The 12,953-nt window shown below is 38.0% G+C and carries 11 protein-coding genes; 9 read left to right on the top strand and 2 right to left on the bottom strand.

Features of this window, described 5'->3' with window-relative positions:
* Window positions 1–106: 106 nt before the first annotated feature.
* Together IGL07_RS08850 and IGL07_RS08845 are read right to left on the bottom strand one after the other, a co-directional pair.
* Entirely contained in the window at window positions 107–1,345 is a 1,239-nt protein-coding gene (locus IGL07_RS08850) for a multidrug efflux MFS transporter (protein ID WP_010817458.1), read from the bottom strand.
* A gap of 16 nt (window positions 1,346–1,361) precedes the next feature.
* Window positions 1,362–1,877 (bottom strand): YbhB/YbcL family Raf kinase inhibitor-like protein, encoded by a 516-nt coding sequence (locus tag IGL07_RS08845; RefSeq protein ID WP_002356963.1) that lies wholly within the window; start codon window positions 1,875–1,877, stop codon window positions 1,362–1,364.
* A 132-nt stretch (window positions 1,878–2,009) separates the two neighbouring features.
* On the opposite strand from IGL07_RS08845, the gene IGL07_RS08840 reads away from it, so the two are divergent.
* From IGL07_RS08840 to cydC, 9 genes are all read left to right on the top strand, one after another.
* Complete coding sequence (locus tag IGL07_RS08840; RefSeq protein WP_002364252.1) at window positions 2,010–2,579, top strand: TetR/AcrR family transcriptional regulator; 570 nt, start codon at window positions 2,010–2,012, stop codon at window positions 2,577–2,579.
* A 97-nt stretch (window positions 2,580–2,676) separates the two neighbouring features.
* Window positions 2,677–3,042: a DUF1033 family protein gene (locus tag IGL07_RS08835; RefSeq protein WP_002356966.1), complete on the top strand. Its 366-nt coding sequence runs from the start codon at window positions 2,677–2,679 to the stop codon at window positions 3,040–3,042.
* A 130-nt stretch (window positions 3,043–3,172) separates the two neighbouring features.
* The gene (locus IGL07_RS08830; protein WP_010817457.1) at window positions 3,173–5,254 is read left to right on the top strand and encodes a DNA topoisomerase III; all 2,082 of its coding nucleotides are present in this window, start codon (window positions 3,173–3,175) and stop codon (window positions 5,252–5,254) included.
* An 84-nt stretch (window positions 5,255–5,338) separates the two neighbouring features.
* Complete coding sequence (locus IGL07_RS08825; protein WP_002369920.1) at window positions 5,339–6,202, top strand: AraC family transcriptional regulator; 864 nt, start codon at window positions 5,339–5,341, stop codon at window positions 6,200–6,202.
* 57 nt (window positions 6,203–6,259) lie between these two features.
* Window positions 6,260–6,445, top strand: a complete 186-nt coding sequence (locus IGL07_RS08820) for a hypothetical protein (protein ID WP_075575387.1) — start codon at window positions 6,260–6,262, stop codon at window positions 6,443–6,445.
* 568 nt (window positions 6,446–7,013) lie between these two features.
* Window positions 7,014–8,432, top strand: coding sequence for a cytochrome ubiquinol oxidase subunit I (locus IGL07_RS08815; protein WP_002356974.1), 1,419 nt, complete (start codon window positions 7,014–7,016; stop codon window positions 8,430–8,432).
* Window positions 8,429–9,442 (top strand): cytochrome d ubiquinol oxidase subunit II, encoded by a 1,014-nt coding sequence (gene cydB / locus IGL07_RS08810; protein WP_002356976.1) that lies wholly within the window; start codon window positions 8,429–8,431, stop codon window positions 9,440–9,442. The genes IGL07_RS08815 and cydB overlap by 4 nt, the downstream gene beginning before the upstream one ends.
* A 4-nt stretch (window positions 9,443–9,446) precedes the next feature.
* On the top strand, window positions 9,447–11,180 hold the full coding sequence (cydD, locus tag IGL07_RS08805; protein ID WP_010712617.1) for a thiol reductant ABC exporter subunit CydD: 1,734 nt from the start codon (window positions 9,447–9,449) through the stop codon (window positions 11,178–11,180).
* Window positions 11,177–12,943, top strand: a complete 1,767-nt coding sequence (gene cydC / locus IGL07_RS08800) for a thiol reductant ABC exporter subunit CydC (RefSeq protein WP_025189401.1) — start codon at window positions 11,177–11,179, stop codon at window positions 12,941–12,943. Before cydD ends, cydC begins: the two co-directional genes overlap by 4 nt.
* The last annotated feature ends 10 nt before the right edge of the window (window positions 12,944–12,953 follow it).

Here is a 12,953-nt window from a genome sequence, read left to right as displayed (position 1 = left end):
AGTAAATATCCGCTTTTCTTTTTTGTTTTATATGCCTATTTTTTTTAAAATAAGAAAAAGAGAAAAATTAAAAATTCAAATTGTGGATAACTTTTCTGTGTATAACTTAGTCATCATTTTTCTCTTTTTTTAATTCGGCAGTGCTTCGACGAACCCATAGAAGGTTAAGGAGAACCAGACAAGAAGTGGAAATAAAGACCCCACGATAACCGAAAGCGGCAGATACGCTTGAACCAATCATAGGACCAATCACATTTCCTGTCGCTTGGAAAGATTGATTGTAACTGAAAATACGACCTGCAGCGTCACTTGGGGAATAACGAGTGATCAACGTTTGAACAGCTGGTAGTAAACAGGCATCGGAAATCCCAACTAAGAAACGAAGCATGGCAAGCTGCCAGACATTTTGAACAAAGGCCATTGGTAGGTAAACGAAAATGGCTAAAATTAAGCCAATTGTCAAGATGCGTTCACTGCCAATACGATCACCTAACCGGCCAAAACGAGGGGCGGCTATTAACGTTGCAATCCCTGGAATAGAAGCAATGACTCCGCTAATTAAGGTGACATTTCCGTGACCACCCAACAATTGTTGAATATATAAACTGATGATGGGACTAATTGAATTATTGGAAGCTTGAATGATTAATGTCGTAATAAACATTCCAAGAATCACGTGGGGATGTTCTAGTTTTTTTAAAATTTGTTTCCCAGATGCGGCTTGATTTTTTTCAATTGGCACAAACTCTTCATGGACAAAGGCGAGACTCAAAACAAAAACGAGTAATAAAATCGTACCAGTAATGAAAAAGGTTGGCCGATAACCGAAAATAGACGCAGTGACACCGCCCAATAGAGGACCAAGCAATGTGCCGGTAACAGAACCAGTGGCTAAAGTACCAAGCACTTGACCGCTTTTTTCCTTAGGTGTACCTGTAGCAACTAACGCTGTCGCATTACTGATATAACCAGAAAAAACACCTTGTAATAAGCGCAAGCCAATCAATTGATAAACACTTGTGACTGCGCCCATTAAACTAATGACGATAGCCATCCCTAATGAAGCACGTAATAACATTAACTTGCGTCCTTTTCGGTCGGCTAAACGGCCCCACCAAGGAGAAACAATGGTCGTGACTAAAAAAGTGGAGGAGAACGTGATTCCGCTCCAAAAATTCAATTGTTGGTGGGTAAAAGTACCTAATGTGTTGATATAAAGAGGCATGAATGGCATCACTAAGCTAAAGCCAATACCAGCCATAAATGTGCCAAACCATAAAACGAGCAGATTTTTTTCCCAAGGTTGTCTTGGACGGAAAATTTTACTTTTAATTAATTCATACATTCTATTTCCTCACTTTCTAGTAAAGAAATTCAAATTTGGCTTTGGCGAGTAGTTGATCATTCAATGCTTGATGCAATTCATTCGCAAAAAAGCCTTCTTTTAAATTTAGTGGATTTTTTGTAGCGTACACATATAACGTATAGGTGTGCACACCAGAGCGAGGGCTTAACCCCAGATAACGTTCGGTTAACTCAGGTAACGTTTCAGTGGCAAGCGCAGGAATCATCTGTTTCCCCAAAGGAGAAGCAAGACTATTTTTTCCTTGAATGGTAGGCTTGAGTGCTGTTCGACTAAAGTCTTCAGGAATCTCATTGGTTACAGGAACATTGGCAGCTAACCAATGAATAAAAGGGAAACCGATTAGAGGAATCGTGTCATAATCAATTAATTCCCAGGATAAATAACGGGCTTCTTTAGGAATGGCCGCTAAAGAAATAGGAAAAGATAAAATAGGACGTTCGTGTAATAAAAATTCTGCACTGGTTCGTTTGCCATAACGATCGGCCAAATGAGAACGGTTGGTAATATGCATGCCAAACAGCCTTCTTTCAAAAATGATGTTTACAAATTATTATTATAAACTATAATTTATAGTTTAAAAAGAGTCAATAGATATGATAAACTAATACTTGTCCAAAATTTAAGAATTGGAGGCGTCAGAAAGATGGCAAAAAAACGGAATTTAACGAAAGCCAAAATCCTTGAAAGTGCCCGCAACCTAGCGGAAGAATTGGGCGTTCAACAATTAACCTTTCAAAATTTAGCCGTTGATTTAGGCATCAAGTATCCTTCACTCTATAATCACTTTAAAAATATTGCTGAAGTAAAAAATGCTCTAGTGGACTTGTTAATTCAAGAATTAAATGATGCATTGCGACGAGCCTTAGTGGGTAAGAGTGGCGCAGAAGCAATTCGGATATATGCTGAAACGTACCAACAATTTGCTTTTGAAAATTCTGCAGTCTATGAATTACTTATCAGTGTGCCGAAAACGCAAAACCAACAATTAATTGAAGGCATCCATGAAACCAATCAAATTATCTTACAACTTTTAGCTTTTTATCCATTTAATAATGAAGAACGACTGCATAAAAGTCGAGAATTACGTAGTTTAATCCATGGCTATATTACCTTACGTTTTTTAGGTTATTTTCAACGCGAAGAAGCCACGCCGGAAGAAAGTTATCGTCGCATGATTGAAGATTTTATTGCTTCTTTAGAAGTGGCAAGATAAAATAAATTTCAAAAATTTCTCAGTCCGAAACCAAATCCTTGCAACTTTTTCAGAAAGTGACTATGATACCTACAGTAGCAAAAAAAGGAGCGGTTCAATGTATCAAGTAATTACAATGTATGGCGACAATGAACCTTGGTGGTTTTTTGATGATTGGCAAGAGGACATTGTTCAAGAAAAAACCTTTGATAACTTGACCGATGCAGAGACATATTATGTGGAAGTTTGGCAAAAACTTTCTCAGAATTATACATACGTCAACACAAAGCCTAATTATTTAACGGCTTTCTGGAATGATGGGGAAGAACGCTGGTGTGAAGAATGCGATGAAGATTTACAACAATACTTCGGTTTAGCATTACTAGAAAATCATCATGCGGTTACTTTTGAAAATAAAGCTGAGTTTACCACAATATCCAATCATTTTGGCAAAACAAAATTCTGCAAACGGAAAGTTATTTGAAACGCATGAGTTTAAAGAAAAACCTCAGGGAATTTTCTTTAAACTCTTTTTCTATTCTCGGAATTTAGAGAAAATCGAGCTAATATTTGGTATAATACGAAAAGATAGCACTCAAAAAGGAGCGAAACTAGTGGTTGCAAAACAATTAATTATTGCTGAAAAACCTAGCGTAGCAAAAGATCTAAGTCGCGTTTTAGGAGCAAATCAAAAAAATAAGAATTATTATGAAGGACCCAACGTGATTGTCACCTGGGCTTTAGGCCATCTCTTAGGACTAAAAATGCCAGAAGATTTAAACAAAGAATGGCAAACGTGGCAAATGGAAACTTTACCGATGATTCCTAAAAATTTAGGGATTAAACCGTTACCGAAAACGGGACATCAATTAAAAGCGATTAAACAATTAGCTAATCGTAAAGATGTTTCTGAAGCCGTGATTGCCACCGATGCTGGTCGTGAAGGTGAATTAGTAGCCCGCTGGATTTTAGAATATGTCCGTTTTAACAAACCAGTCAAACGCTTATGGATTTCATCTCAAACAGACAAAGCCATTAAAGACGGGTTTAAGAAAATTCGCCCAGCGAAAGACTACGATAATTTGTATTACTCTGCCTTGGCACGCGCAAAAGCTGACTGGTTGGTGGGGCTAAACGTCACACGGGCCTTGACAGTGAAATATCAAGATAACTTATCCGCAGGTCGTGTTCAAACACCAACTTTAGCAATGGTACGCCAACAAGAAAAAACGATTGAACAATTTAAGCCTCAAACTTATTTTACTATCTCGTTATCTGTTGAATCAGAAAAAGCAAAGATGACCCAAAAAAATCCATACGCTTTAAAAGAACGGCAGGAAGCAGAACAATTAGTCAAAGAACTCTCAAAACAAAAGGGCTTAGTTACCGATATCCAAGAAAAAGTTAAAACAGAAAACGCGCCGTTACCATATGATTTAACCGAAATCCAGCGTGAAGCCAACCAGCGATTCCAATTTTCTGCAAAGAAAACGTTGTCTCTTGTACAAAGTTTATACGAAACACATAAAATTGTTTCCTATCCTCGAACTGACAGCAAATATCTAACAACGGATATGAAAGGAACGATGAAAGAACGACTTCAAGCCATTGCTGATTTTTCACCAGAAGTGAAAGGCTACCTTAAAAATGGGGCCGTTGTTAAACAACAAAAAGTTTTCCAAAATGCAAAAGTCACGGATCACCATGGATTGATTCCAACTGAACAACGTCCTCGTTATGAAAAGCTAAGCAATGATGAACAAAAAATCTATCAAATGATTGTTCAACGATTCTTAGGTTTGTTTGCTGAGCCAAATCAAACCAAACAAACAAAAGTTACAGTCGCTTTTGGAAAAGAAACATTTGTCTTTCATCAAAATAAAGTAGTTGTTGCTGGCTGGAAAACAACAGCCGAACAGCCGCTATCCACTGTCCAATGGCAAAAAGGCATGACCGTTGCGCCAAACTTTACCATTAACAAAGAATTAATGTCGCCGCCAAAACCATTAACCGAAGGAACGTTGTTAGGAAAAATGGAGAAACACAGTTTAGGCACACCGGCAACGCGAGCTGAAATCATTGAAAAACTGATTAAATCAGAATTGATGGAACGAACCAATAGCGGTTTAAGTGTCTCTGCCAAAGGAAAGCAACTATTAGACTTGGTGAATCCATCACTTGTGACACCTGAACTAACGGAAAAATGGGAAAAATCGCTCGAAGCAATCGCTTCGGGTCAACAAAAGAGTCAACTTTTCTTAAAGGATATTGAAGAGGATACGAAAAAATTAGTCCGTGAAATTAAACAAAGCGAGAAAAAATATCAAGATTTTTCCATTACGCAAAAAAAATGTCCAGATTGTGGCTCAAACTTACGGGAAAAAAATACGAAAGATGGGAAGATTTACGTTTGTACAAACCAAGAATGTTCTTATCGTCGGCGAAAAGATCCTAAAGTATCCAATCACCGTTGCCCACAATGTCATAAAAAAATGGTCATCATAGAAGGAAAAAATGGTCGTTCTTTCAAATGTAAATTCTGTTCGATTACTGAAAAAATTCCCGATAAAAAAGAACGAAAACAAAAAATGACTAAACATGAAGAACGTCGTTTGATGAAAAAATATTCACAACCAGACGAACCAGAAGAAAGTGCTTTAGCACAGGCCTTAAAAGCCGCTATGAACCAAGAGTAGCGATTTGACGAATGTTGGCTCTAAATAATCAAGTCATCCTTGTTGGTCTTTAGTAAACTTTCAAATAGAAAGAGAGGGACACGGATGCTCGCAAATTTGAATCAAGCAATGGATTATATTGAAGAACATTTAACGGAAGAAGTATCCTTCGATGAATTGGCGAAAAAGACAGGGATTTCTGTTTACCATTTTAAACGAACTTTTTCGTTTATTGCGGGGATGAGTCTGGCTGAGTATATTAAAAAGAGACGTTTGGCGGAAGCAAATTTAGCATTACTTGCTGGTGAAAAAGTGACAGATGTAGCTTTTAAATATGGTTATCAAAGTATTGAAGGATTCTCAAGAGCCTTTCGCGATTGGTCAGGACAAGCCCCTTCTGAAGTAATGAAAACACAAATCCAAAAAACGTTCCCTAAATTCTCTTTCTATATTGATATTAAAGGAGGACAATCAATGGATGTTAAATTGATTGAAAAACCAGCGTTTCAAATAGTCGGAGTTAGTCAGAAGGTTCCCTTGCAGTATCAAGGGGAAAATCAAGCAATCATGGAATTGGCACAGCGCATTACACCACAACAACGAGCGGAAATGCATACATTTGATGACATATATCCTCATCAAGTAGTAAATGCTTCTTTTGACTTTCAAGAGGGACGAACAACAGAAGGTGGAGAAATGACACACATGATTGGCTTTGCCACTTCGCAAGAAAATACCTATGAAGATTTGGAGCAACTAAGCGTACCTGCTCATACATGGGCGGTTTTTCCAAATGAAGGTCCTTTCCCACAAACTTTACAAGAAACCTGGGCAAGGATATTCTCTGAATGGTTGCCTTCATCTGGTTACCAAGTCGTTGCAGCACCAGAAATTTCGTTTACGCAATATCAAGGACCAGCAGAAGCTAAGTATAGTGAAATCTGGCTCGCTGTTACAGCTACTAAATAAAGAAGAGGTCGGGACAGAAGTGTTTAACTCCGAGAAATAAGAAGGAATTTCCGAAAATTGTTCTATAATTTTTGGAGAATTTCGGCTTATTTCCGAAGGAGTTGGTTCTGTTCCCGCCGTTTATCAATTTTTAAGCCTGGGACAAAAATCCAAAGTGATTTTTGTCCCAGGCTCTTTTCCGCCAAGAAGGAGAAAGTTTGGTATAATAAACGTGAAGAAAAAAATCAGACCTTTCTAAACTGAAATCTAGCTATGGATAAGTGATGCGAATACGGAATCATGGAGAAAAAATAATTCTCCGAGGTTTTAGAGTCATGTTGTTTAGAATGGTACCAAAACGTTTCGGCAAGGCGAACCCTGGTATTTGGTGTTTTAGAGCCATGTTGTTAAAAAACAAACTATCACCTCAAGCAATCCGTAATTTTCATCACAAGATTAGAATTTTTATCATCAAAGCCGAGCTACTTCAATTTTCGGAAACTAATCAAGTGATAAGTCAAAATGTTGATAGATTGAGATTAGTTCTTCCTTTTTTTAGGAAGGGCTTTTTTTATTGATAGAAGAAAGGGAAGAAATCTTGGTAGCACCTAAAAAAATTGTGAGAAATGCTTCTGTATTGTTTGGTTTCTGCCTCAGAAAGTTGTATACTTAGATTGGAATTATTCTATATTACATGCATTTTCACACTTTTTGGAAAAGTTCACTTGAATTTTCTTTTAGTTTTGTAGATAAAAGGAGTCATCGCTAATGGAAATGAACAATTCAGGTAAGCTTGTTTCTTTGTGTGGAGGCAAATCAGGGAGGAAATAATATGTTTGATATTGTAACATTGGCGAGAATCCAATTTGCGATGACAACAGTTTTCCACTTTTTCTTCGTACCGTTTTCAATAGGATTAGCACTTGTTGTAGCAATTATGGAAACAATGTACGTTGTGAAAAAAGAGGAACGTTATCGTAAAATGGCCAAGTTTTGGGGAAATATATTCCTATTAAGCTTCGCTGTTGGGGTTGTAACCGGGATTATTCAAGAATTTCAGTTTGGGATGAACTGGTCTGATTATTCTCGATTCGTCGGAGATATTTTTGGGGCACCGTTGGCGGTAGAAGCGCTCTTAGCTTTCTTCTTAGAGTCAACATTCTTAGGTTTATGGATCTTTACTTGGGATAAAATGAATCCAAAAGTTCACGTAACCTTTATCTGGTTAGTCGTATTCGGTTCAATGATGTCTGCTTTCTGGATTTTAGTTGCCAATAGTTTTATGCAACATCCAGTAGGTTATGTCATCAATAATGGCCGTGCTGAAATGGTGGACTTTGTAGCTGTCATCAGCAATCCAAAAGTTTGGTATGAATTTTCACACGTTATCATGGGCGCCTTTACATTGGGCGGCATGGCAGTAGCTGGTATGGCTGCTTTCCAATTGTTGAAAAAACGGGATATTTCATTCCACAAAGCATCTATGCGCATTGGTTTATGGGTTACTTTGTTCGGTTCAATCGGCGTTTTATTAGCTGGCGACTTGCAAATGAAAGCTCTAATTGAAGGACAACCAATGAAATTTGCGGCGATGGAGGGGGCCTATGAAGACTCTGATGATCCTGCTGCTTGGACATTGATTGCTTGGGCAGATGAACGGGAACATAAACAAGTTTTTGGTATCGATATTCCGTATATGCTAAGTATTTTATCGTATAACAAATTATCAGGTTCGGTTGATGGAATGGATACAGTCAACAAGCGCTTGGTAGAAAAATATGGGGATGATAAAAATTATTATCCACCAGTTAACACTTTATTCTGGAGCTTCCGTATCATGGCTGGTTTTGGTGCCTTAATGTTATTGGTTGCTGCCTTAGGACTATTCTTTACAAGGAAGAAAAAACCATCTCTGTACGAGAAGAAATGGATGCTGTGGATTGTTGCTTTATGTACGTTCGCACCATTCCTTGCGAATACAACAGGTTGGTTAGTCACTGAATTAGGTCGTTATCCCTGGACTGTCTATGGATTATTTACGATTGAACAAAGTGTTTCACCAAATGTATCGGTTGCTTCATTAATTACGTCAAATGTCATTTATTTCTTATTATTTGCTGGTTTAGGTAGTGTCATGGTTTACTTGGTCATTTTAGAATTACGTAAAGGACCAGACTATGAAGCGAAAAAATTAGCGAAAGAAAATGAACCAGCGTTGGATCCATTTGATAAGGGGGTATTTGGCGAATGAGTACACTACAATTATTATGGTTTGTCCTTATCGGCGTCTTGTTCTCAGGTTTCTTCTTCTTAGAAGGATTTGACTTTGGTGTTGGAATGGCCGTTCAAACGTTGGCACACAATGACGACGAAAAAGATCAAGTCGTTGCAACAATTGGACCTGTTTGGGACGGAAACGAAGTTTGGCTATTAACAGCGGGCGGCGCAATGTTTGCCTCTTTCCCATATTGGTATGCTTCATTATTTAGTGGCTACTATTTAATTCTATTTACGATTTTATTTGGCTTAATTATTCGCGGAGTTTCCTTTGAATTCCGCCACAACATGCCGGAAGGTAAACGTCGTCGGATGTGGAACTGGACGCTATCAATTGGTAGTTTCCTTGTACCGTTCTTCTTTGGTATTTTGTTTATCAGCTTAGTCCAAGGAATGCCTTTAGATGCAAACGGCAATATGCATGCGCAATTTACGGATTATTTTAATCTGTTTTCAATTGTTGGTGGAGTAGCCTTAACATTACTTTGCTACTTACACGGCATGAACTATATTGCTTTAAAAACAGAAGGCCCAATTCGCGAACGTGCTCGAAATTATGCAGAAATCTTATACGGCGTTTTATATGTCGGTTTAGTTGTTTTTGCAGTGTTGATGTACTTCAAAACGGACTTTTATGAAAAGAACTTTGCGGTCACTTTAATTTTAACGTTAGCAATTGTGGTCTTAACGGTCATTGCCAATGTTGGGGTGTTTAAACGCAAAGAGATGTTAGCTTTTCTAGCGAGTGGTTTAACATTAGTTGTACTAGTTGCTCTCTTGTTCAGTGGCTTGTTCCCACGTGTTATGATTGGTAGTGAAGGTTTTGATTTGTTGATTAAAGATGCAACAAGCACACCATATACACTAAAAATTATGACGTGGATTTCTTTAAGCATTTTACCATTCGTGTTAGCTTATACTGCTTGGTCCTATTATATTTTCAGAAAACGTATTTCACAGACAGCCGTACCAGAGGGGTATTAAATCTATGATTGATAAAGACATCTTACAGATGCCTAAAATCAAAAAAATTCTTGTCTTGCTTGCAGGTTTTTCTTTCCTGCAAGCAGTCTTTATAATTGGGCAAGCTTTTTTTCTTTCAAAAGCCATTGTCGGCCTTTGGAGTGGCGGGCATCTTAACCAACAACTACAGAGTATTTTACTCTTTTTTATTTTTTATCTTGGTCGACATGTTATTACGTATTTTCGTGAGAAAATGCTCGATACATTTAGTTATGAACGCTCGAAAGAATTACGCGAACAATTATTAACCAAAATTTTCCGTTTGGGGCCAAATGTTGTTCAAAAAAATGGGACTGGAAATATGGTTACCATGGCTTTAGAAGGCATCAGTCAAACCGAAAATTATTTACAATTGATTTTGACAAAAATGATGAATATGATGATTATTCCTTGGATTATTTTGGCCTTTGTTTTTACACAAGATATTCGTTCAGGCATAACATTGCTGATTGTTTTTCCGATTATTATTATTTTTATGATTGTGTTAGGTTATGCAGCACAAAGTAAAGCGGACAAGCAATATGCGGCGTTTCAAATGCTTTCCAATCATTTTATTGATTCCTTGCGAGGAATTGACACGCTGAAACTGTTTGGGTTGAGTAAAAAATATGCTGGGAGTATTTACCATACAAGTGAACGATTCAGAAAAGCGACCATGAGTACATTGAAAATTGCTATTTTATCAACCTTTGCGTTAGACTTTTTTACGACATTATCGGTAGCTGTTGTGGCAGTTTTCCTTGGATTAAGTTTATTAAACGGCACGATTTTATTATTTCCTGCCTTGGTTACTTTAATTTTAGCACCTGAGTTCTTTTTACCGATTCGTGATTTTTCAAGTGATTATCACGCAACCTTAGATGGAAAAAACTCTTTTCAAGCGATCCAAGCGGTATTAGCATTGCCAGAAGCAGAACAGACCGATGTGTTAACGTTAGATGATTGGCATCAAGAAAGTCAGTTGTCAGTCACAGCGTTAAATTTTTCCTATGAAGATGCAACGCAAGAAGCGATTCAATCGTTGCAATTCTCTGTTGATGGTCGTAAAAAGATTGGAATTATTGGGGCGAGTGGTTCTGGTAAGTCAACGTTAATTAATTTATTAAGTGGCTTTTTATTACCAACAGAAGAAACGAGTCAATTGGCGATAAATGGCCAAACGATTCCACATTTTTTACAAAAAGACTGGCAAAAACAAATCCTTTATATTCCGCAAGCACCATATATTTTCCAAGATACTTTGGCAAACAATATTCGCTTTTATACACCTGAAGCGACAGATGAGGCAATTCAGCAAGCGATTCAGTTAGTTGGCTTAGACGAGCTGGTTAAAGACCTTCCCGAAGGAATTCATACCTTAATTGGGGAAAGTGGTCGAATGTTAAGTGGGGGACAAGCGCAACGAGTAGCGTTGGCCCGCGCCTTTGTCGATCAAAAACGCCACGTCTTGCTGTTTGATGAGCCGACAGCGCATTTGGATATTGAAACAGAAGTTGAAATGAAAGAGCGCATGTTGCCATTAATGAACGATCATCTCGTCTTCTTTGCGACACATCGTCTTCATTGGATGGAAGAAATGGATTACATTTTAGTGATGGAAAAAGGTCAATTAGTGGAACAAGGAACGCTAGCAGAGTTGATTGAAAAAGATGGCTACTATGTTCAATTAATGAAGCAAATGAGAGGAGGACGCCAATGATGGAAAAACAGCCGACAACGAAAGACGTTTGGAAAAACGATCAATGGGTTCGTCCTTTCTTAAAACGCTATAAAAAAACCTTGTATTTTGCCTTACTTTTAGGCTTCTTGACGTTCTTTAGCGCAGGGGCATTAATGTTTACGTCTGGTTACTTAATCAGTCGTGCGGCTTCCTTACCAGAGAATATTTTATTAATTTATATTCCCATTGTTTTAACAAGAGCATTTGGGATTGGCCGTCCTGTTTTTCGTTATGTGGAGCGTCTAACGAGTCATAACTGGGTGTTAAAAATGACCTCTGATCTGCGCTTGAAACTTTATAATGTACTAGAAAAAGATGCGATTTTCTTTAAGACAAAATATCGCACTGGGGATATCTTAGGTTTGCTTTCAGAGGATATTAATCATATCCAAAACTTGTATTTACGAACGATTTTCCCAACCGTTATTGCTTGGATTTTGTATATCTTTTTAGTGATTGCGTTAGGTTTCTTTTCTTGGTGGTTTGCTTTATGCATGTTACTGATGTTAGGAGTGATTGTTTTTCTATTGCCACTTGTTTCAGTTCTGGTGAATGGTGCGCGTCAAGAAAAACATAAATATGCCAAAAATGAGTTATATCAAACACTAACCGACAATATTCTAGGTGTGTCTGATTGGGTATTTAGTCAACGAGGCTCTGAATTCGTTGCTCGTTATGAAACAGATGAAGCAAACGTTCGTGTATTAGATGAAAAAATGAAGCAATTTAACCGTGGCCGAGACTTTGTTTTACAACTTCTGTTCGGTGTGATTGCGATTGCTGTCTTAGCTTGGACTAGTGTGCGGTTTCCAGGTAATCATGGGGGCGCAGCCAATTGGATTGGTGCCTTTGTTTTAACCGTTTTTCCGTTAATTGATGCTTTTGCTCCGCTACCTGCTGCAGCACAGGAAACAACGATTTATAAGGATTCCATTCGTCGTTTTAATGAGCTTCCTGAAGGGGAAGACGGCTCAACAGAAACGCCTGTTCAGCCAAATGGCACCAGTTTATCGATAGAACATTTGTCTTTTGCATATGAAAATCAAGCGAAAAAGGTATTAAATGACTTATCGTTAACAATTCCTGAAAAACAAAAATTAGCGATTTTAGGGCGCAGTGGTTCCGGAAAGAGTACGTTGGCTTCGCTCATTCGTGGTGATTTACGACCTACTTCGGGAGAAATCCTTTTAGGAAACATCCCAACTGAGGCATTTGGTGAGACGATGACTGAATATATTGGGGTTATGCACCAAGCACCGTACCTATTTCGAACAACCATTTTAAATAATATTCGGATTGGTAGAGAAGAAGCGAGCGAAGCAGAAGTTTGGGCGGTTTTAGAAAAAGTTGGCTTAAAAGAAATGGTTGCCCAATTACCAGAAGGTTTACAAACAATGGTGGATGAAGCAGGTTTGCGTTTTTCTGGTGGCGAACGACATCGCTTGGCGCTAGCGCGGATTCTTTTGCAAGATACACCGATTGTGTTATTAGACGAACCAACTACTGGTTTAGATCCAATTACAGAACAGCAATTGCTGGAAACCTTTTTTGAGGCATTAAAAGATAAAACCGTCATCTGGATTACCCACCATTTGCAAGGCGTAACTTTGATGGATCAAGTGATCTTTATTGAAGATGGTCAATTAGAGATGAGTGGTACGCCAGAGGAATTACTTGCAACCAATGCGCATTATCAGAAACTTTACCGAATTGATCGTGGCATTAGTTCTTTCGAGGAATAAAAAAACGACT

The organism is Enterococcus sp. DIV1368f (genome assembly GCF_051712245.1).
Lineage (GTDB): Bacteria > Bacillota > Bacilli > Lactobacillales > Enterococcaceae > Enterococcus > Enterococcus faecalis.
The sequence above is the reverse complement of the archived record's forward strand: the minus strand, read 5'-3'. Positions and strand labels throughout refer to the sequence as shown.

Bases quoted from the DNA above. Each gene is read 5' to 3' on its own strand.
- IGL07_RS08850 (WP_010817458.1), bottom strand. From the start codon at position 1,345: ATGTATGAATTAATTAAAAGTAAAATTTTCCGTCCAAGACAACCTTGG.
- IGL07_RS08845 (WP_002356963.1), bottom strand. From the start codon at position 1,877: ATGCATATTACCAACCGTTCTCATTTGGCCGATCGTTATGGCAAACGA.
- IGL07_RS08840 (WP_002364252.1), top strand. From the start codon at position 2,010: ATGGCAAAAAAACGGAATTTAACGAAAGCCAAAATCCTTGAAAGTGCC.
- IGL07_RS08835 (WP_002356966.1), top strand. From the start codon at position 2,677: ATGTATCAAGTAATTACAATGTATGGCGACAATGAACCTTGGTGGTTT.
- IGL07_RS08825 (WP_002369920.1), top strand. From the start codon at position 5,339: ATGCTCGCAAATTTGAATCAAGCAATGGATTATATTGAAGAACATTTA.
- IGL07_RS08815 (WP_002356974.1), top strand. From the start codon at position 7,014: ATGTTTGATATTGTAACATTGGCGAGAATCCAATTTGCGATGACAACA.
- cydB (WP_002356976.1), top strand. From the start codon at position 8,429: ATGAGTACACTACAATTATTATGGTTTGTCCTTATCGGCGTCTTGTTC.
- cydD (WP_010712617.1), top strand. From the start codon at position 9,447: ATGATTGATAAAGACATCTTACAGATGCCTAAAATCAAAAAAATTCTT.
- cydC (WP_025189401.1), top strand. From the start codon at position 11,177: ATGATGGAAAAACAGCCGACAACGAAAGACGTTTGGAAAAACGATCAA.